Source organism: Kluyvera sp. (genome assembly GCF_965301105.1).
This window is the reverse complement of the sequence record NZ_CBDKZX010000042.1, coordinates 16,208-35,173: the sequence shown is the minus strand read 5'-3', so window position 1 is coordinate 35,173 and position 18,966 is coordinate 16,208. Positions and strand designations below refer to the sequence as shown.

At 54.1% G+C, this 18,966-nt stretch carries 20 protein-coding genes and 1 tRNA gene; 9 read left to right on the top strand and 12 right to left on the bottom strand.

From position 1 onward, the window contains the following. Positions 1-112 precede the first annotated feature (112 nt). The 7 genes from ACW14G_RS14680 to ACW14G_RS14650 all read left to right on the top strand — a co-directional run bounded on the left by ACW14G_RS14680 (position 113) and on the right by ACW14G_RS14650 (position 5,860). A tRNA-Arg gene (locus ACW14G_RS14680) sits at positions 113-189 on the top strand. A 159-nt stretch (positions 190-348) separates the two neighbouring features. Further along, a complete protein-coding gene (locus ACW14G_RS14675) occupies positions 349-663 on the top strand; it encodes a BON domain-containing protein (RefSeq protein ID WP_249022853.1) in 315 nt (104 codons plus the stop codon). A gap of 122 nt (positions 664-785) precedes the next feature. Next, entirely contained in the window at positions 786-1,352 is a 567-nt protein-coding gene (gene yqaB / locus ACW14G_RS14670; RefSeq protein WP_249022854.1) for a fructose-1-phosphate/6-phosphogluconate phosphatase, read from the top strand. Then, positions 1,349-1,777, top strand: coding sequence for a YqaA family protein (locus ACW14G_RS14665; RefSeq protein WP_064543219.1), 429 nt, complete (start codon positions 1,349-1,351; stop codon positions 1,775-1,777). Before yqaB ends, ACW14G_RS14665 begins: the two co-directional genes overlap by 4 nt. 81 nt (positions 1,778-1,858) lie before the next feature. Continuing rightward, entirely contained in the window at positions 1,859-3,403 is a 1,545-nt protein-coding gene (gene gshA / locus ACW14G_RS14660) for a glutamate--cysteine ligase (protein ID WP_249022855.1), read from the top strand. 260 nt (positions 3,404-3,663) lie between these two features. Beyond that, entirely contained in the window at positions 3,664-4,179 is a 516-nt protein-coding gene (luxS, locus tag ACW14G_RS14655) for an S-ribosylhomocysteine lyase (RefSeq protein ID WP_064543222.1), read from the top strand. Between the two features lie 313 nt (positions 4,180-4,492). Continuing rightward, on the top strand, positions 4,493-5,860 hold the full coding sequence (locus ACW14G_RS14650; RefSeq protein ID WP_249022856.1) for a glycoside-pentoside-hexuronide (GPH):cation symporter: 1,368 nt from the start codon (positions 4,493-4,495) through the stop codon (positions 5,858-5,860). A gap of 43 nt (positions 5,861-5,903) precedes the next feature. Here ACW14G_RS14650 and emrB read toward each other — a convergent pair whose 3' ends face one another. From emrB to ACW14G_RS14610, 8 genes are all read right to left on the bottom strand, one after another. Further along, positions 5,904-7,442 carry a multidrug efflux MFS transporter permease subunit EmrB gene (emrB, locus tag ACW14G_RS14645; protein WP_163446252.1) on the bottom strand — a complete coding sequence of 513 codons (1,539 nt, stop codon included), beginning with the start codon at positions 7,440-7,442 and terminating at the stop codon, positions 5,904-5,906. Positions 7,443-7,458: 16 nt separating this feature from the next. Continuing rightward, on the bottom strand, positions 7,459-8,631 hold the full coding sequence (gene emrA, locus ACW14G_RS14640; protein WP_064543230.1) for a multidrug efflux MFS transporter periplasmic adaptor subunit EmrA: 1,173 nt from the start codon (positions 8,629-8,631) through the stop codon (positions 7,459-7,461). A 111-nt stretch (positions 8,632-8,742) separates the two neighbouring features. Continuing rightward, positions 8,743-9,273, bottom strand: a complete 531-nt coding sequence (gene mprA, locus ACW14G_RS14635; protein ID WP_163446251.1) for a transcriptional repressor MprA — start codon at positions 9,271-9,273, stop codon at positions 8,743-8,745. A 137-nt stretch (positions 9,274-9,410) separates the two neighbouring features. After that, a complete protein-coding gene (locus ACW14G_RS14630) occupies positions 9,411-10,592 on the bottom strand; it encodes an MFS transporter (RefSeq protein ID WP_249022857.1) in 1,182 nt (393 codons plus the stop codon). 175 nt (positions 10,593-10,767) lie between these two features. Continuing rightward, positions 10,768-11,769 (bottom strand): glycine betaine/L-proline ABC transporter substrate-binding protein ProX, encoded by a 1,002-nt coding sequence (gene proX / locus ACW14G_RS14625; RefSeq protein WP_163446249.1) that lies wholly within the window; start codon positions 11,767-11,769, stop codon positions 10,768-10,770. Between the two features lie 63 nt (positions 11,770-11,832). Continuing rightward, on the bottom strand, positions 11,833-12,894 hold the full coding sequence (proW, locus tag ACW14G_RS14620; protein ID WP_249022858.1) for a glycine betaine/L-proline ABC transporter permease ProW: 1,062 nt from the start codon (positions 12,892-12,894) through the stop codon (positions 11,833-11,835). Further along, positions 12,887-14,092, bottom strand: coding sequence for a glycine betaine/L-proline ABC transporter ATP-binding protein ProV (gene proV, locus ACW14G_RS14615; protein ID WP_064543239.1), 1,206 nt, complete (start codon positions 14,090-14,092; stop codon positions 12,887-12,889). Before proV ends, proW begins: the two co-directional genes overlap by 8 nt. 399 nt (positions 14,093-14,491) lie before the next feature. Further along, on the bottom strand, positions 14,492-14,923 hold the full coding sequence (locus ACW14G_RS14610; protein ID WP_163446247.1) for a carboxymuconolactone decarboxylase family protein: 432 nt from the start codon (positions 14,921-14,923) through the stop codon (positions 14,492-14,494). Between the two features lie 86 nt (positions 14,924-15,009). Between ACW14G_RS14610 and pdxR the strand changes: the two genes are divergently transcribed. Next, a complete protein-coding gene (pdxR, locus tag ACW14G_RS14605) occupies positions 15,010-16,359 on the top strand; it encodes a MocR-like pyridoxine biosynthesis transcription factor PdxR (protein WP_249022859.1) in 1,350 nt (449 codons plus the stop codon). A 67-nt stretch (positions 16,360-16,426) separates the two neighbouring features. Here the strand turns inward: pdxR and ACW14G_RS14600 are convergent, their stop codons facing one another. After that, positions 16,427-16,753, bottom strand: a complete 327-nt coding sequence (locus tag ACW14G_RS14600; protein WP_064543245.1) for a DUF883 family protein — start codon at positions 16,751-16,753, stop codon at positions 16,427-16,429. Positions 16,754-16,903: 150 nt separating this feature from the next. Between ACW14G_RS14600 and ACW14G_RS14595 the strand changes: the two genes are divergently transcribed. After that, complete coding sequence (locus ACW14G_RS14595; RefSeq protein ID WP_064543247.1) at positions 16,904-17,248, top strand: DUF2002 family protein; 345 nt, start codon at positions 16,904-16,906, stop codon at positions 17,246-17,248. 39 nt (positions 17,249-17,287) lie between these two features. Here the strand turns inward: ACW14G_RS14595 and ACW14G_RS14590 are convergent, their stop codons facing one another. From ACW14G_RS14590 to ACW14G_RS14580, 3 genes are all read right to left on the bottom strand, one after another. Further along, a complete protein-coding gene (locus ACW14G_RS14590) occupies positions 17,288-17,737 on the bottom strand; it encodes an L-alanine exporter AlaE (RefSeq protein WP_163446245.1) in 450 nt (149 codons plus the stop codon). A gap of 465 nt (positions 17,738-18,202) precedes the next feature. Beyond that, positions 18,203-18,382: a hypothetical protein gene (locus ACW14G_RS14585; protein ID WP_249022860.1), complete on the bottom strand. Its 180-nt coding sequence runs from the start codon at positions 18,380-18,382 to the stop codon at positions 18,203-18,205. Positions 18,383-18,440: 58 nt separating this feature from the next. Then, positions 18,441-18,962 (bottom strand): rhodanese family protein, encoded by a 522-nt coding sequence (locus ACW14G_RS14580; protein ID WP_167575177.1) that lies wholly within the window; start codon positions 18,960-18,962, stop codon positions 18,441-18,443. Positions 18,963-18,966 lie beyond the last annotated feature (4 nt).

Genomic DNA, 18,966 nt, shown 5'->3' with positions numbered 1-18,966 from the left:
TACTCGGCTACGAACCGAGCGGTCGGAGGTTCGAATCCTCCCGGATGCACCATCTCTTACTTGATATCATCTCTCATGGTATCAATATCGGCAGTAAAGCAAGTTTCCCGATGCATCCGTAGCTCAGCTGGATAGAGTACTCGGCTACGAACCGAGCGGTCGGAGGTTCGAATCCTCCCGGATGCACCATCTCATCGAAGTCGCCTACCTTTTCTTATTTTCCTCGAATTAGTCTTTTAACTAAAAAATCTTCTTCACACTTTTCCCATTGGCAACTCATTCTTTCCTCTATAATTTATCCTTGTATACACCCTTATTCTGGTGACATGACTGCAAGGAGAGAAATCCATGAAATGGTTCAAAGCAACGTCTGCGTTTTGCGCTGCGCTTCTGATGACTATCTCGCTGTCCGGCTGTGCTGGCTCGTCAACGAAAGAGAGCACCGGTGGTTACATTGACGATACTGTCATTACCACCAAGGTGAAAACGGCGCTGTTTAGCGACAAAGATATCAAGTCCAGCGAGATTAATGTGCAGACCTTTAAAGGCCGCGTGCAGCTGAGCGGCTTTGTGTCGTCGTCCGCTGACGCTAAGCGTGCCGTCGAGGTAACCCGTAAGGTGCAGGGCGTGCGCGTCGTTGAAAACGATATGCAAATAAAATAATCCGTGGCATGCGAATCATGATAAGGCGCTGAAAGGCGCCTTTGTTGTCTCTGCGGCTAACAGCGACAATCATCCCCATTTACGATAAAGTAACGTCACATTATCCGATGGGTGAGAAGACGATGTACGAACGCTACGCTGGATTGATTTTTGATATGGATGGCACCATCCTTGATACGGAACCGACGCACCGTAAGGCGTGGCGTGAGGTTTTGGGTCGCTACGGTATGCGTTTCGATGAACAGGCAATGGTGGCGCTTAACGGTTCGCCCACCTGGCGTATTGCGCAGGCGATCATTGAAAGTCATCAGGCCGATCTGGATCCCCATTTTCTGGCGCGTGAAAAAACCGATGCGGTGAAATCAATGCTGCTGGACTCGGTTACGCCGCTGCCGCTGATTGACGTCGTGAAAGAATGGCATGGCCGTCGACCGATGGCCGTCGGCACCGGCAGCGAAAGCGCGGTGGCCGAGGCGTTGCTCGCACATCTGGGCCTGCGCCACTATTTTGCGGCCGTTGTCGCCGCCGATCACGTTAAACTGCATAAACCCGCACCGGACACCTTCTTACTGTGCGCGGAGCGTATGGGCGTGGCGGCGGAACGCTGCGTGGTGTTTGAAGATGCCGATTTTGGCCTTCAGGCAGCCGCCGCTGCGGGAATGGATGCTGTCGACGTTCGACTGCTGTGAATGAACTTCTGGCGTTGGGATCGCTGTTTGCGAGCAGCTTTCTCAGCGCAACGCTGCTGCCAGGCAACTCCGAAGCCGTGCTGATTGGCCTGCTGCTAGCGGGCGCAAGTAAGCCCTGGCTTCTGGTAGTAATAGCAACAATGGGTAATAGCCTTGGCGGGGCTACAAACGTTATTCTTGGTCGTTTTTTTCCATTACGCAAAACATCGCGTTGGCAGGAAAAAGCGGTGGGCTGGTTGCGGCGCTATGGCGCGGCCACGCTCCTGCTGAGCTGGATGCCCGTTATCGGTGATTTGCTGTGCCTGCTCGCAGGCTGGATGCGCATTTCCTGGGGACCGGTACTCTTTTTTTTATGCCTGGGTAAAGCGCTGCGCTATATCGCAGTCGCGGCGCTGACGCTGCAAGGCATGACGTGGTGGCACTAATTGGATGGCTTGTGGAAGAGTCCTCATCTCCACGATGACAATTATGCTTAATAAAATGAATTCGACAGGCGGGAGGTCAATTTGATCCCGGACGTATCACAGGCGCTGTCCTGGCTGGAAAAACACCCTCAGGCTCTTGAAGGGATCCAGCGCGGTCTTGAGCGCGAAACCCTACGCGTTAATGCAGATGGTTCTCTGGCAACAACCGGTCATCCGGAGGCGCTGGGCGCCACGCTGACCCATAAATGGATCACTACCGATTTCGCCGAAGCGCTGCTGGAGTTTATTACTCCGGTCGACGGCGACATCAACCATATGCTGACGTTTCTGCGCGATGTGCACCGTCACACAGCGCGTCAGCTCGGCGACGAGCGTATGTGGCCGCTGAGCATGCCATGCTACATCGCACCGGGTCAGGATATTGAGCTGGCGCAATACGGCACGTCGAACATTGGCCGCTTAAAAACGCTGTACCGTGAAGGGCTGAAAAACCGCTACGGCGCGCTGATGCAGACCATCTCCGGCGTTCACTACAACTTCTCTTTGCCGATGGCTTTCTGGCAGGCGAAGTGCGGTACAGAGGATAAAGAAGCGATTTCAGCCGGTTATTTCCGCCTGATTCGTAACTATTATCGCTTCGGCTGGGTGATTCCGTATCTGTTCGGCGCTTCGCCGGCGATCTGTTCTTCCTTTCTGCAGGGCAAACCGACGACGCTGCCGTTTGAGAAAACCGAATGCGGCATGTACTACCTGCCGTACGCCACCTCGCTGCGTCTGAGCGATCTGGGTTATACCAATAAATCGCAAAGCAATCTCGGAATTACGTTTAACGAATTGCACGAGTATGTGGCAGGATTGAAGCGCGCGATCAAAACGCCGTCGGAAGAGTATGCCCGCATTGGTCTGGAGAAAGACGGCAAGTATCTGCAGATCAACAGCAACATTCTGCAGATTGAAAACGAGCTATATGCGCCGATTCGCCCTAAACGTGTGATCCGCGACGGCGAAACACCGTCCGATGCGCTGCTGCGTGGCGGTATTGAATATATCGAAGTGCGCTCGCTGGACATCAACCCGTTCTCGCCAATTGGCGTCGATGAGCAGCAGATTCGCTTCCTCGATCTGTTTATGGTCTGGTGCGTGCTGGCCGATGCGCCGGAGATGAGCAGCGATGAGCTGCTGTGCACCCGTACCAACTGGAACCGCGTGATTCTGGAAGGGCGTAAGCCGGGGCTGACGCTGGGTATTGGCTGTGAAACCGCGCAGTTCCCGCTGACCAAAGTGGGCAAAGATCTGTTCCACGATCTGAAACGTGTGGCGCAGACGATGGATAGCATGAATGGCGATACCGCCTACCAGACAGTTTGCGATGAACTGGTGGCCAGCTTCGATAATCCGGAGTTAACCTTCTCCGCACGCATTCTGCGTTCTATGCTTGATCAGGGGATTGGCGGAACCGGCAAGGCCCTGGCGGAACAGTATCGGACAATGCTGCGTGAAGAGCCGCTGGAGATTCTCAGCGAAGAGGATTTTGCGAAGGAGCGGGATGCTTCCAGAGCGCGTCAGCGTCAGATTGAAGAGGCGGATAACGAATCGTTTGAAGCGCTGCTGGCGAGACACGCCTGATACAAAAGAAAAAGGCCACATCACTGTGGCCAAAATATACATCTCTGAATCAGGGATGATGATAACAAATGCGCGTCTTTCATATAGTAAGACTGGCATGGGAACAAAGAGTTCAGTTTATTTTTAAAAAAATCACATTATCCTGAAGCAGAACGTGGTGGATTGCATAAAACATAGTTTATTCAATAAGTTAAATGTTTTTATCTTAATGAAAAAAATGCAGCGCCCGGGAGCAAGAAGGTGATATCGGAGGTTACGAAATGCCGTTGTTAGATAGCTTCACAGTCGATCATACCCGTATGGAAGCCCCAGCCGTTCGCGTGGCGAAGAAAATGAACACCCCGCACGGCGACGCGATCACGGTTTTTGACCTGCGTTTTTGCGTACCGAACAAAGAAGTGATGCCGGAAAGAGGGATCCACACTCTTGAGCACCTGTTTGCGGGCTTCATGCGCGATCATCTGAACGGTAATGGCGTTGAGATTATCGACATTTCCCCGATGGGCTGCCGTACCGGCTTCTACATGAGCCTGATTGGTACACCGGACGAGCAGCGCGTAGCGGATGCCTGGAAAGCGGCGATGGCCGACGTGCTGAAAGTGCAGGATCAAAACCAGATCCCGGAACTGAACGTATACCAGTGCGGTACCTACGAGATGCATTCTCTGAGTGAAGCGCAGGAGATTGCGCGCCATATTATTGAACGTGATGTGCGCATTAACAGCAATGATGAACTGGCGCTGCCGAAAGAGAAACTGCAGGAACTGCACATCTAGTTGATACGTGGATGTGGCGATAAATAAAACCCTGGGGCTAGCCTCGGGGTTTTTTATTTTCTTTCGCGGGTTGTAATGATTTGTTATTTGAATGAGCGAAAGTAATACATATCTTAAATAAACATTTCTGTTTTTATTTTGTGAGCTGTTAAACAAAATGATTTTGAATGCCGGCATTAATCCGTTTGTCGATCACATAAAATGAAAAACGTAATCGAATAGTCGAAAAACATAATGGAATCCCGCCCCGTAACTGTCAAAAATACCCCCAGAGAAACCGGTTTCATTACCAAAAATTAAAACGGGAGTGTATATGTCTACAGGGGATAGAATTTCTATTCGGGAGAAGATTGGCTATAGCCTTGGGGATGCCGCCAGTCATATTGTTTTTGACTCGTCAGTGGCTATTCTGGCCTATTTTTACACCGATATTTACGGCCTGCCGCCTGCGGTAATGGGCACTATGTTCCTGCTGGTCCGGCTGCTGGATGCGATAACCGATCCGATTATGGGGGCCATCGCCGATGCGACTTCTACGCGCTGGGGCCGTTTCCGTCCATGGCTGCTGGCGATTTGTGTGCCGTTTGCGGTCAGTTGCGTGCTGGTCTATTCCATCCCGTCTTTCTCGGATACCGGCAAAGTGGTTTACGCGGTCGCGGCGTATATCTTTATGACACTGATGTACACCGCGATTAACATCCCTTACTGCTCGCTGGGCGCGGCGCTTACCTCCGACCCGCGCGAAAGTCTGTCTTTGCAGTCCTGGCGCTTTGCTATTACGCCGATTGGCGGCGCGCTGGGCACCGCGCTTATTCTCCCGCTGGCCGATTTCCTCTATCCGGGCGATCGGGCGACTGGCATCCAGGTTTCTATGGCTCTGTTTGGGGTGATTGGCTGCCTGATGTTTATCACCTGTTTCTTCACCACCAAAGAACGCGTTCAGCCGATCAAAGAAGAGAATCTCAATATTGCGCGCGACGTTAAAATTCTCTTCAAAAATGATCAGTGGCTGATTCTCTCCGTCTATAACTTCATGATGCTGGTTGCCGTTGTGCTGCGTGGCGGTGCGGTGGTGTATTACATCAATACGGTGCTGAATAAAGGCGCTGATATTATTTCTCTGTTTATGCTTGGCGGGATGTTTGCTTCCATGGCGGGGTCCGTGCTGGCAAAACCGTTTGGTACCCGTTTTTGCAAGGTGAAGCTGTCATTCTGGATTAACCTGCTCACCGCCGCATTTGGCGTTATTTGTTTCTTCGTTCCTCCGCAGGCATGGATAGCGATATTTGTTATTCACATTATTATTTCCATTATTCAGGGCGGAAACGGTGCATTGCAGTGGTCGATGATCACCGATACAAATAATTACGGCGAATGGAAAACGCAGCGTCGCATTACTGGTATGAATGTTGCGGCCAATATATTCATTATTAAGCTGGGGGTTGCCGTCGGTGGCGCCATTTTAGGTTGGGTATTGGCTTATTTCCATTACGAATCCGGCGTGGCCGTACAGTCTTCTTCCGCCGCTCAGGGCGTGATGCTGTTATTTACGATTGTTCCGGCGGTTTTTTATATTCTCACGGCGTTTGCCATTAAGTTCTACGGCTTAAACGAAGGTCGTATGAATAACGTGGTTGCGGATCTGAAAAACGGTACGTTCGCGAATACGTCGGCTCAGTAGTTCTGGGTAAAAAAAAGCCAGCTCGCTTGAGCTGGCTTTTTAACTAGTGAGCGCCTCCGCCCCCGCTGCCTGCGCCAAATGGCGGTCTGGCGAACCATACCAGCCCCAGCAGCACCAGGAAGATCCCCGCCGAAATCCAGAAGATTTCATTGGCTGAGACAATCAGCCCCTGGTTGGTAATCTGCTGGGCTATCCAGCCGGAAGCCTGCTGCTGCGTCATCCCCATGCCTTGCAGCTGATCATACATCTGCTGGGCATTGGGGTTGAACGGCGTCACCGACTCGGTGAGCTGCGCGTGGTGCATCGCTTCACGGTTCGTCCACAGCGTGGTGGTAATCGACGTCCCGATGGAGCCTGCCAGCGTACGGGTAAAGTTCGACAGACTCGATGCGGCCGCCAGACGCTCAGGCGGTAGCCCGGAAAGCGTGATGGTGGTCAACGGCATGAAGAAGCACGCGACGGCGAAGCCCTGAATAAACTGCGGCCACGCCGAGGCGCCGAAGTCCATTCCCGGTTCGAAGGTGTAGGCGCGCCAGTAGAAACACACGGCATACATAATAAAGCTGAAGGTCACCAGACGGCGCATATCCAGCTTATGGGCAAAGCGGCCGATAATCGGCGACAGCAGCACCGGAATGACGCCCACCGGCGCTGAAGCCAGACCGGCCCAGGTTGCGGTATAACCGTAGACCTCCTGCAATAGCTGCGGCAGCAAAACAATCGCGCCGAAGTAGAGCATATAGGCCAGGCTGATACACAAACAGCCGATGGTAAAGTTTCGCGACTTAAACAACGATAGATCGACTATCGGGTTATCGTCGGTCAACTCCCAGACTATCAGGAAGCTCAGCGACACCACCGCCACGATGGTCAGCACGATAATTTCCGTGGAGTTAAACCAGTCGAGCTCTTTCCCCTGGTCGAGCATCACCTGCAGGCTACCAATCCCCAGCACCAGCAGCGCCAGACCAATGCCGTCGATACGCCTTTGCTCGGTACGGGTCTCACGCCCACGCAGGGTCTGGAGGCTTAACAGCACCACTATCGCGCCAATCGGCACGTTGATAAAGAAGATCCAGCCCCAGTGGTAGTTATCGCTGATGTAGCCGCCGAGGATTGGCCCGCAGATTGGGGCCACGATCACCGTCATCGACCACAGCGCCAGCGCGATTGAGCGTTTGGCGGGAGGATAGTTGCTGAGCAGCAGACTCTGCGACAGCGGGATCAAAGGCCCGGCAACGATCCCCTGAATCACGCGGAAGAAGATCAGCATGCTCAGGCTGTTGGACATCCCGCACGCCCATGACGCAATGACAAAGGCGACGGTCGACCACAGGAACAGCTTCACCTCACCGACTCGCTTCGCCAGCCAGCCGGTAATCGGAATGGAGATGGCGTTCGCGACCCCGAATGAGGTGATAACCCACGTCCCCTGGCTCAGCGATGAGCCAAGGTTACCGGCGATGGTGGGGATAGCCACGTTCGCGATGGTGGAGTCCAGCACCTGCATAAAGGTGGCCAGCGACAGCGCAATGGTCATAATGACCAGCTGCGCGCCTTCCAGCGGTTTTTGCTGTTGCATTACGCGCACCCCAGCATTAGTTGGCGTTGGCCTGGACGATGTCGTTAATCAGCTTGTTCACCGGATCGAGGCTGATTTCACGCGCATTGCTCTCGTAAACCGGGCTGGTACGAATCTGGTTAGCCAGCATCTGACCGTCGCGGTTGGAGGTATCAACCTTCACCAACGTAGAGAGACCGATACGCAGCGGGTGTTTCGCCAGCTGATCGGCATCCAGTTCAATACGCACCGGCAGACGCTGCACGACTTTAATCCAGTTACCGGTGGCGTTCTGCGCCGGCAGCAGCGAGAAGGCGCTGCCGGTACCCATATCGAGACCGACCACTTTCCCGGTGTACTTGACGTCGTCGCCGTAGATATCACTGATGACCGTCACCGGCTGGCCGATACGCATGTGCGCCAGCTGCGTCTCTTTAAAGTTCGCGTCTACCCACAGGTTGCTGGCCGGTACTACGGCCATCAGCGGGGTGGTTGGGCTAATCTGCGCGCCCGGCTGGACGGAACGGCGGGAAACATAGCCGCTCATCGGGCTGACAATTTTGGTACGTTGCAGGGCAAGCCAGGCGTTACGAACGTCGGTTGCGGCCTGGCGAACCGTTGGCTGATCTTCCAGTTTGGTACCCAGAATCATCGCCTGGTTAGCGTTGTACTGCTGTACCGCCACATCGAGAGCCGCCTGAGCGCTGGTCACCGCATCTTTCGCGTGCTGCAGCTCTTCACGGCCAATCAGATTAGCGCTGCCCAGCGGAATACGACGGTTGAGGTCGGTTTGCGCCTGAGCCAGCGTGGTTTTGCGAATATCGATATTCGCCTGCAGCTGCTTGTTGTTGATCATCAACTGGCGCATCTGACGCACGCTGGAGGCCAGCTGGGTCTGCGCTTTTTCAAACGCCTGCTGGGCGTCGGTCTGGTCAAGCGTGACCAGCACGTCACCCTGCTGGATGTAGTCGGTGTTGTCGGCCCAGACTTTCGTCACGCTGCCGGACACCTGCGCCATGATTTGTACCTGGTTCCCTGCCACGTAAGCGTCATCGGTTTCTTCGAAGTGACGCAGAACCAAAAACCAGTAGGCCCCATAGGCCACGGCAATAATAACAAAGAGCAAGGTCAACAAGATGAGGGCGCGTTTACGTTTGCCTTTCTTGTTGGCGGGTTGCTGCGGGGTTTGAGTCTCCGCATTTGCGCTCATGTGATTCTCCACATTTCTTATTATTGATATCGGCAACGCCGACCTGTTTACCAGAAAGGCCAGCAGGGGTTATCTGCTGGCCTGTTTGTTTTCCTTGCGATCGCGGTAGTATCAGCGCAGGGCGTCGAGTACTGAGCCATCCTCTTCCATCTGATCCAGACGGGTAAGAAGTTTGCGGGTGATATGCTCAAGCTGATCTTTCTCAGCGGCGCTGAGAGACGACCAGAGCTGATGCAGGCAGTGATGCTGCGGAGGCAGAACCTCATTCAGGAATTCGCGACCTTTGTCGGTGAGCTGCAGATGCAGGCAGCGGCGGTCATTGTCGCTTTCACGACGTTCAATCCAGCCGCGTTTTTCCAGTTCATCGGCGATGCGGGTGGCGTTGGTACGCGATGACCCGAGCGCGCAGCTGAGTTCGGAGGGCTGAATGCTGTGATTTTCTTGAGACTCCAGCGTGATTAGCGCCATAAATAACGTCTCGTTAATCCCTTGAGCTTTCAGCATTTTATTGCGGTTATCCAGCAGCTTACCCTGCATGTGCATGCACAGGCGAGTCAGGAGAATTTCCTGGAAAGGGAACTCTTCGCAGCGGCTGGCGCGAAATTTCAGCATTTGTTCAATGGGCGTAAACGAACTATCCATCTGGGCATTACCTCATTAGTTACAGCCGATATAGTAACGACAGTGACAAATAAAGTAAATGAATTATTGCCAGTAATTTATGTGATTGGTCTATGGCATAGGGGTGATGAATACGTATGCTCATCACCCCCTCGCCACTACTCGGCTGCCTGCCGATGGTAGCCCCACCACCAGACCAACAGGTTGGCGACGGATATCCCCGCGCCAGCCGCACAGACACCGAGCCAGCCGGCGTGCTGCCAGGCCCAGGCCGATAGCAGCGACCCTGCCGCACCACCGATAAAATAGCTGGTCATGTAGCCTGCGGTGAGTCGGTTACGGGCGTCCGGCTGCACGCGATAAATCACCGTCTGATTGGTGATATGCACGCCCTGAACCGTCAGATCGAGCACCAGAATACCGATAATCAGCGCAATGGCGGAGGTCTGGCCGTACCCAATCGCCACCCAGGAAAGCAGCAACAACACCAGGCCCCATGTGGTTGTCAGGTGCGCTTTGCCTTTATCCGCCAGCCCGCCGACGGGACGTGCGCCCAGCGCGCCTGCCGCGCCCGCCAGACCAAACAGGCCGATCGTACCTTCCGAGTAGTTGAACGGTGCGCCCGAGAGCAGAAACGCCATTGAGGTCCACAGAATGCTGAAGTTGGCAAACGTCAGGCAACCGAGCAGCGCGCGGGTGCGCAGCAGCTTATCGTGCGCAAAGAGGCTAAAGATGGAGCCGAGCAGCTGTGGGTAGTTGAGGTGCGTCTCCTGCTTGAGTTTCGGTAGGCCACGCCACAGGGCGAAGGCCAGTACCAACATCAGCACGCTGGCGACCCAGTAAACGGTACGCCAGCCGCCGAGGCTTGCCAGCAGTCCGGCGACGGTTCGCGCCAGCAGAATACCCAGCAGCAATCCGCTCATCACGGTTCCGACCACCTTGCCGCGCTTTTCCGGTGAGGCGAGGGTGGCCGCCATCGGCACCAGAAGCTGCGCGACGACGGAGAAGAGTCCCGTAAGGGCGGTACCGAGGATCATCATGCCCAGCGAACTGCTGCTGGCGGTGATCAACATGCCTCCTGCGGCGAGCAGCGTCATGGTGACAATTAGCGCGCGGCGTTCAAACATATCGCCCAGCGGTACGAGAAACAGCAGCCCGGCGGCGTAGCCTAACTGGGCAGCGGTAACGATAAAGCCCGCCTGTCCGGCGCTCAGTGAGAAATTACGGGCGATAGTCTCCAGCAGTGGCTGCGCATAGTAGTTACTGGCAACGGCGAGACCAGTGGCGATGGACATTAAGGCGATTAACGCTGGGCTAAGCCCGTGAGCAGGTTTAGTCATGGTATTAAGAATGTGAGGAAGAATAGGGACGATAATAACGAAAGGCAGGGAGCTGCGGGAACATGTCGCGTAGCGGAACGTGCTTTTTGATGGCGGGCTGGCCTTGTACAGGCCGGATAAGACAAAGCCGCCATCCGGCTAACGGTGGCGGCTTTGTCCGATACAGCTACGCTTATCAGGCCTTATTCTGCGCGGCCAGCGCTTCTTTTACCCAGCCGTCAAATACCTGCTGGTGGGCTTTAATCCAGCCATCCACCTGGCCCTGAACGTCGGCTTCGGATGCTTTACCGGCATGCATCATGGAGTTCTGCGCGTTAATGTCAGACAGCGGCAGTTTCATAATGGCGAACAGTTTCGCGGCCGCCGGGTTTTTCTCCGCCCAGGCTTTGTTAGCAACGATGTGGATAGTGCTCACCGGGAAGCCGTAGTTAGCGCCGTTAGGCAGCTTGGTATCGGCATCTTTCGGTACGCCCGGCAGGGAAGAGAACGGCACCTGCAGCCACACCACGTCTTTACCCGGTTTCAGCACATCGCTCACCCAGTACGGCGTCCAGGTGTAGTAGAAGATTGGTTTGCCTTCTTTAAAACGGGTAATGGTGTCGGCCATCATCGCCGCGTAGTTACCCTGATTATGATCGACGGTTTTGTTCAGGTCGTAAGCATCCAACTGGTGATTGATGGCCGCTTCACAGCCCCAGCCTGGCGTACAGCCAGTCAGGTCGGCTTTACCGTTACCGTTGGTGTCGAACAGTTTGGCGATTTTCGGATCTTTCAGCTGCGCAATATTGGTGATGTGGTATTGATCGGCGGTTTTCTTATCGATCAAATAACCCTGTGCCGCGCCGCCAACCAGCGTCCCTTCACGATAGAACTTCTTATCCCCGCCCGCCGCGGCGTACATGTCGTTATGCAGCGGGATCCAGTTGACGGCAGTGAACGTCGCATCGCCGGCGGCGATCGAGGTGTAGCCGACGTTGTAATCGACTTCGTTCGGTTTACTGACGGTGTAGCCCAGTTTTTCCAGCGCGCGGCTCACCAGCAGCGTCTGGAAGGTCTCTTCTGACAGGGTGCTCTGCACCGGCTGAACGGTAATGCCTTTCCCTGGGAGGTCGGCAGCAAACGCGCTGGTGGAGACCAGCGTGGTAAAAGCAGTGGCTAAGACAAATGAGTGTCGCATCGTTGTTCCTTTAATAGTGATAGTCGTGGAGCGTTGGCCCGGCAGCGCGGGCCAACACGATGGTTACTTAGTGAAAGGGCGAAGCAGCAGACCCAACGGACCGGTGCTGTACCAGCGGCGGTTGCCACGGCTGCGGGAGTCCCGGCCTACGGCCTGCGTCAGGCGGTCGAGGATAATGGCGAGGATAACGATCCCCACGCCGCCAACCGTCGCCAGGCCCATATCGAGACGGCCAATACCGCGCAGCACCATCTGCCCCAGACCGCCGACGGCGATCATCGAGGCAATAACCACCATCGACAGGGCCAGCATCAGCGTCTGGTTCACGCCTGCCATAATGGTCGGCATGGCCAGCGGCAGCTGTACTTTGAACAGCATCTGACGCGGGCTGGCGCCGAAGGAGCGCGAAGCTTCAATCAGGTCCGCCGGTACCTGGTTAATCCCCAGAATGGTCAGACGCACAATCGGCGGCAGGGCGAAGATAATGGTTACCACCACGCCCGGCACGTTACCGATACCGAACAGCATGACGATCGGCACCAGGTAGACAAACGCTGGAGTTGTCTGCATCGCATCAAGCAGCGGGCGAATAATCTTCGCCGCTCGCGGGCTACGCGCCAGCCAGATCCCCAGCGGCAGGCCTATCACCACGCAGAACAGTAGGGCGGTGAGCACCAGCGCCAGAGTGATCATCGCCTGCGACCAGGCACCGATGGCGCCAATGGCAATCAGCGAAATAAAGGTCGCGATGCCCATCCCAACGCTGGAAATCTGCCAGGCAATCAGGGCGAACAGCACGATCGCCACCGGCGCAGGCATCCCCAGCAGCAGCTGCTGGAAGGCACTCAGGATGTAATCGACAGGAACGCGAATCCCCTGGAACAGCGGACGGAAGTGCGTGACCACCCAGTCGATGCCGTGCGTCACCCAGCTATCGAGCGGGATCAGCGTCTTATGGAACGGGTCCATAATGTCGAAGTGTTCGGGCTGTGGCGCAGGCGCGCTGTGCAGCCAGTCGGCGTTGCCGCCGGACGGTGCCGAAGCCGGTGTACCCCAGGCATCGGCGGAGTTAGCCGCGCTATCGGCGGCCGGTGTGGTATCCCACGGGTTAGATTGATCAGCCATTGTTGTTTGCCCCCTCGCGATCTAATGCCTGTAGCAGCATTCTTTTTGAAATAACGCCGACGTACTGCTGCTCTTCTCCAACAACCGGTACGGCGCAGGGGGCATGGCCCACGTGAGAGAGCAATTCGCTGAGTGGCGTTTGCGCATCGACGGCCAGTGGCTCATCAAGAAGCGCCGCGTCAATTCCCTGGTTGGCTTTTAACGCCTCTTTCAGGGAATCAATGGAGACAATACCGACAAACTTATTCCCGCGTTCGATGACGTAGCCGTATTCACGGTCATCATCCTGCAGTAATTTCAGCGCTGAGCGCGGACCAAAGCCCGGTGTTTTACGGATTAGACCATCCGGATTACGGCGCGCAATATCCTTGGCGCTAAATACCTGGCTAATATCCACGCCGCGGAAGAAGGTGCGGACATAATCATTTGCCGGGTTATTCAGAATTTCATCCGGGGTACCAATCTGTACCACTTCGCCATTTTGCATAATGGCAATGCGGTCGCCAATTCGCATGGCTTCATCAAGGTCGTGGGAAATAAATACCACGGTCCGCTGATGTTTGGCCTGTAATTTGACTAACTCATCCTGCATCTCGGTACGAATTAACGGATCGAGCGCTGAGAAGGCTTCATCCATTAACAGGATATCGGGGTTAATGGCCAGCGCGCGGGCTAAACCGACGCGTTGACGCATCCCGCCGGAGAGTTCGTCAGGATAAGCGTGCGCATAGTTTTCAAGGCCCACCTGGCGCAGCGCGTCCAACGCTTTCTCCTGGCGCTCTTTCACCGGCACACCGGCCAGATCCATGCCAAACGCGGTGTTATCCAGTACGCTCATGTGTGGCATGAGGGCGAATGACTGGAAGACCATTGCAATTTTTTTACGGCGGACATCGCGAAGCTCGGCGTCGGATATTTTGGCAATATCTACACCGTCAATCAGCACCTGTCCACGAGTCGGTTCAATCAGACGATTGAGAAGGCGTACCATGGTGGATTTGCCGGAGCCGGATAACCCCATGATGACAAATATCTCGCCTTCTTCAATGGCCAGACTGGCATCTTTGACGCCAAGCGATAACCCTGTTTTCTCCAGAATTTGCTCTTTGCTGAAACCTTTGTCGATATATTTAAATGCTCGCTGTGGATGCTCGCCGAATATTTTATAAAGATTCTTAATTTCTAATTTAACTGCCATGCAATATGAAATTTCCTGTTTTTAGTTTATGTCGATATGCTACCTGATGAAAATAATGACCTGTATATACCCTAGCATACTGAGACGATGTGACAACCCTCAATCTGTTTTCATCCGAAATAGCCGGTAGGGTGATATCGCTCTCATTTCCCATGATATAAGGGCTGAGCGCAAATTCGCGGTGGTTGATTTTTTATAATTTAAGTCAGGAAATTTGGTCGAGATCTAAAAAATGCACTGAATATTTTCTGAAAAAATGGCGGCGATTATTTGTATGATGATGACGTTTTTTTAGGAAATATCCGGGTGAAAAATAAGGACGTGTTTTGCTGAATTAACGCGATATATTCGAGGTAAAATAATGCCCGTGCATGGCGATGATTCACGGGCATTTCAGGACTACATCCGCATGCCAACGGCCAGGCGGTTAAAGGCATTCATCAGGCTGATGGCAAAGGTCATGTCGCTGATCTGCTCGGCGCTGAAGTAGGCCAGTAGGGGTTGATAGACGCTGTCTTCAGCGTGCGTTTCGGCGACGTACGTCAGATCTTCGGCCCAGGCCAGGGCGGCGCACTCCGCGTCGCTGAAGTGATTACTCACTCTCCAGCCAGCCAGCGCATCTAATTTGGCTTGTTCAACGCCAGATTTACGCAGCGCTTTGCTGTGCATTTCCAGGCAGAACGCGCAGCCGTTGATTTGCGATACGCGTAAATACAGCAGTTCCAGCAGCGTACGCTCCAGCGAGCTTTTTTCCAGCGCGATACTGGCCTGTACCAGCCCGGCATAGACGTTGGGGCTGAGTTCACTATAGGGTTGGCGTAATGCAGTCATTGTCTTTCTCCTCGTTCAAGATGCGACAAAAATAGCACTATAATGGTCTTAGAAAGATGACCATATTAAGAGTAAAAAATAAGACCATGAAGCAGAAGAGCGAACCGCGTTACCGGCAAATAGCTCGCCAGCTGAAGACGGCGATTGAACAAGGAGAGCTGGCGGCAGGCAGGCGTCTGCCATCGAGCCGTCTCTATGCTCAGGAGCTTGGCGTTTCAAGGGTGACGGTGGAGAACGCCTACGGCGAACTGGTGGCACAAGGGTGGCTTGAGCGACGCGGACAGGCCGGTACGTATGTAAGCGATCACTTAACATTGGAGGCCGCGCCAGTCGAGCCACTTGGTTTTGGTGGCGAACAGTTTCAGCCGCAACCGTTTCAACTGGGACTACCCGCGCTGGATCTCTTTCCGCGTGGAATATGGTCCCGTGTGATGGGGCGTCGGCTGCGTACGCAAACGCGTTTTGATTTAGCGCTTGGCGACGTTTGTGGCGAAATGGCGTTACGCCAGGCGATTGTTGAATACCTGCGATTGTCGCGAAGTATTGAATGTGAAGCTGAGCAGGTGTTTATCACCTCGGGCTATGCGGCCGCGATGAGCCTGACCTTACAAGCTCTGTCGGGGCGTGGTGAGGGGATGTGGGTTGAAGACCCTGGTTTTCCGCTGATTCGCCCCACCATCGAGCAGGAAGGCGTGACGCTGCATCCTGTGCCGGTCGATGGCGAAGGGATGGACGTTGACTGGGCGCTCAAACATGCCGCCAATGCGCGTTTTGCGCTGCTGACACCCGCGCATCAAAGCCCGACGGGCGTGGCGCTATCGTTGCCGCGACGACGGCAACTGCTCGACTGGGCAGCGCATCACCAGGCGTGGGTGATTGAAGACGATTACGACAGCGAGTTTCGCTATCACGGTAAGCCGTTGCCGCCGCTGAAAAGCCTGGATGCACCGCAGCGGGTTATTTACATCGGTACATTCAGCAAAGCGCTATTTCCGGCGTTGCGTACCGCCTGGCTGGTGGTGCCGATGCCGCTGGTGGCGGCGTTCCGCCGCCAGGCCCAACGCGTGGCCTGCCCGGTACCGCTGCTCTGGCAGCAAACGCTGGCGGACTTCCTGCGTGAAGGTCACTTCTGGCGGCATCTGAAGAAAATGCGTCTTCACTACGCTCAGCGTCGGCGCTGGCTTGAAGTGGCCCTTGTGGCGCATGGTTTTCAGGTGGTGGAACAGCTGGGGGGCATCCAGTTGGTGGTATCGGTCGACGGGGATGATCGAATGATGGCTCGCCGGGCGCGAGAGGCGGGCTTGGCGGTGCAGGCGATAACCGACTGGCGCATGGCTCATCCTGGCGATGCCGGGTTGATTATGAGTTTTACTAATATAGTCTCGCCGGTAATGGCCAATGAACAGGTCGCGGCGCTGAGGCGAGCGATAAAATAAAAACCCCGGAGCATCAAAGATACTCCGGGGTAGACGCGTTTTTATTATCAACATCGTTATGGTTATATTATCGGCGCGATCCCAATAATACGCCAATAAAAATCCCCACTGCCGCGGCAGCGCTCACACTTTGCCACGGTTTATCGCGAACATAGCTGTCTGCGGTGTCGGCAACATCGCAGGCGCTCTGTTGTAAACGGCTGCGACCATGAATACGAGCGCGGGTTTCACTCAGCAACGCTTTGGCTTTGCGTCGTGCAGTTTCCACCTCATCTTTATTCTCGCTGGCCCAGCTCTTGAGAATATCCTCCAGGCTATCGGCTAATTGGCTGACATCGTTATGAATATCCTGAGCTTCATCTTCTGCTTCATTGCGGTTAAATAATTTGGGCATAACGTCCTCCACGAAATTTGCTGGAGCGTTAAGTGTAGGTCATCCGCTATAAATTGCCGTGATTTAACGTGTTTATGGATTTATCTGAAAGCGAGGCGAATACTGATTCATGTAAGGTGGCGATGCAGTAAAAGATGACGAGGAAAAAATATGTATCTACGACCTGATGAGGTGGCGCGCGTTCTTGAAAAAGCGGGCTTTACCATGGATGCGGTAACCGCCAAAGCCTACGGCTATCGCCGGGGGGAAAATTATGTTTACGTCAACCGCGAAGCGCGGATGGGGCGTACGGCGCTGATCATTCACCCGGCGCTCAAAGACCGTAGCTTTAAATTTGCCGAACCGGCATCTGATATTAAAGCGTGCGATCACTACGAACAGTTTCCGTTGTACCTTGGCGGCGATGTTGAGCAGCATTACGGTATTCCGCACGGCTTTAGTTCACGAATGGCTTTAGAACGTTTCTTAGATGGGCTTTTTGGCGAGAATATCTAAATAAGAGACTGGCATGGCCAGTCTCTTATTACCCTGCTATCAGGCTTTCGCTTGGGTGTATTGCTCGACGCGGAACAAGCGACGGCAGAAATCGAGGAAGTAGCCGTAAGCGGCACCCATCACCAGCGATATCACCGCGTTTGAGCTAACCGCAGCGATAATCTGATGCCAATCGGCACCCACGCTCAGCAGAATCAAGACGTATACCGGCGACTGGAAGGTCACGTACGCTAGCGGATCTGCCACTCTTTTCATCCAGCCAGCCGGGCTGATTCGCGCGGCCTGGCGCATGATGAAGTCACGGTAGATACCGTATGGCCATGCAATAATAATGTTCACCGGAATCGCCACCAGTCGAGACGAAAGTGACTGCTCGAAGGTCATTCCCGAGAGAAAAATTTCAATCATCATGTTCACGACGGAACAGTAGACCACCATGGCGAAAGTGTCTGCTGCCGCATGACGCAGGCGTGACTGCGCAGAGAACATCGGTATGCTCCTCGAAAATAAACATTAAAACTGAGAAAAAACGTGTTTTTTGGCGTTTTGGGTTGGTTTGTTCAACGCGTATAGGTTATCCATCTGCAATAAAACAAACAACTAGTGAAATATTTTTATTTAATGCGTTTTTATCAATAAAATACTCTGTTTTTGGTTGTTTTTTAACCTGTGCGCTATTTTTGTTTTCAATTCTGGTTTTTGTCTTAAAAATCATTCAATTATGCTTTGTTATCGAACGGTTAATTGTATTGGAAGCGCAGGTCTTTTTTGCTGTCAGCGTGCTAATGCTGATTTTATTGTGATTGTCGTCACTAATGGTGTTTTTATCTGACTGGAAGATGTTTTTTTAGCATTAAACGCTGATGTTGTGTGTGGGAGGATATGCGTGATTTATGGGTAAACATTCAGTTTCGTGAGAAGGGGCGGTGAGGCTGGCTCACCGCGGGGGAGGTCTTAGCAAACGCCAAAGTCGCCTTCTTCACGATACGGGGCGACGTCATCGTTTTTCAGCGTGTATTGCTTACCGTGCTCATCGCTGGCCTGGACGGCCACGATGCGGTCTTCGTGTGCTTCAATAACCTTTAATTTCGGTCCGCCCATTTTCGGCTGAACCAGATCGCCAGGTGCAAACATCAACGTGCTCCTTTGTTATCTCTTGTCTTCATTAACGTTGCCGCAGCAGCGATAGCGCTTACCGCCTGTTCCACGGCATCACGGCTAGCAGGCGCGCCATACCGCAAAATCCGGTCATCCCGGCCAGGGTTAAGCCTGCGCCCACAAATGCACTCAGCAAGAAGAAGGCGCTGGATACGCTATAACCCAGTACGACGCCCAGTAAAATTAGCACGCCCGCGGCGATCTGTACCTGGCGCATAAGGGGTAGCGGCTGTGTTTTATCCTCGACCATCGGCAGACCCGCCTTTCGCCAGGCGTCGATCCCTCCGTCAACGATTTTGACTTCTGCTGGCGCGGCTGCGGCAACCAGTCGCGCTTCGTTGTTACGCGTGCGGTTGCCGGACTGGCAGTGAAAAATCACGACGCCACCGTCGGAAGAGGGTAGCGTTTGCCCTTTTTCGATAGCGCTGAGCGGGAAGGGGCGGGCCATGGGAATGTGTTCACGCACATACTCATCGGCATCGCGTATGTCGATGAGGGTGGCACCCTGCTCAATGAGCGTAAGCGCGGCTTGTGGGGAAAGATATTCAACGGTCATGTTC

Excerpts from the sequence above, each read along its gene's own strand:
- ACW14G_RS14590 (WP_163446245.1), bottom strand. The coding sequence starts at position 17,737 with ATGTTCTCTGCGCAGTCACGCCTGCGTCATGCGGCAGCAGACACTTTC.
- ACW14G_RS14630 (WP_249022857.1), bottom strand. The coding sequence starts at position 10,592 with ATGACTAAACCTGCTCACGGGCTTAGCCCAGCGTTAATCGCCTTAATG.
- emrA (WP_064543230.1), bottom strand. The coding sequence starts at position 8,631 with ATGAGCGCAAATGCGGAGACTCAAACCCCGCAGCAACCCGCCAACAAG.
- ACW14G_RS14650 (WP_249022856.1), top strand. The coding sequence starts at position 4,493 with ATGTCTACAGGGGATAGAATTTCTATTCGGGAGAAGATTGGCTATAGC.
- ACW14G_RS14585 (WP_249022860.1), bottom strand. The coding sequence starts at position 18,382 with ATGTTTGCACCTGGCGATCTGGTTCAGCCGAAAATGGGCGGACCGAAA.
- mprA (WP_163446251.1), bottom strand. The coding sequence starts at position 9,273 with ATGGATAGTTCGTTTACGCCCATTGAACAAATGCTGAAATTTCGCGCC.
- proV (WP_064543239.1), bottom strand. The coding sequence starts at position 14,092 with ATGGCAGTTAAATTAGAAATTAAGAATCTTTATAAAATATTCGGCGAG.
- ACW14G_RS14600 (WP_064543245.1), bottom strand. The coding sequence starts at position 16,753 with ATGCCCAAATTATTTAACCGCAATGAAGCAGAAGATGAAGCTCAGGAT.
- ACW14G_RS14610 (WP_163446247.1), bottom strand. The coding sequence starts at position 14,923 with ATGACTGCATTACGCCAACCCTATAGTGAACTCAGCCCCAACGTCTAT.
- ACW14G_RS14595 (WP_064543247.1), top strand. The coding sequence starts at position 16,904 with ATGTATCTACGACCTGATGAGGTGGCGCGCGTTCTTGAAAAAGCGGGC.
- proW (WP_249022858.1), bottom strand. The coding sequence starts at position 12,894 with ATGGCTGATCAATCTAACCCGTGGGATACCACACCGGCCGCCGATAGC.
- ACW14G_RS14675 (WP_249022853.1), top strand. The coding sequence starts at position 349 with ATGAAATGGTTCAAAGCAACGTCTGCGTTTTGCGCTGCGCTTCTGATG.
- emrB (WP_163446252.1), bottom strand. The coding sequence starts at position 7,442 with ATGCAACAGCAAAAACCGCTGGAAGGCGCGCAGCTGGTCATTATGACC.
- yqaB (WP_249022854.1), top strand. The coding sequence starts at position 786 with ATGTACGAACGCTACGCTGGATTGATTTTTGATATGGATGGCACCATC.
- pdxR (WP_249022859.1), top strand. The coding sequence starts at position 15,010 with ATGAAGCAGAAGAGCGAACCGCGTTACCGGCAAATAGCTCGCCAGCTG.
- ACW14G_RS14580 (WP_167575177.1), bottom strand. The coding sequence starts at position 18,962 with ATGACCGTTGAATATCTTTCCCCACAAGCCGCGCTTACGCTCATTGAG.
- luxS (WP_064543222.1), top strand. The coding sequence starts at position 3,664 with ATGCCGTTGTTAGATAGCTTCACAGTCGATCATACCCGTATGGAAGCC.
- proX (WP_163446249.1), bottom strand. The coding sequence starts at position 11,769 with ATGCGACACTCATTTGTCTTAGCCACTGCTTTTACCACGCTGGTCTCC.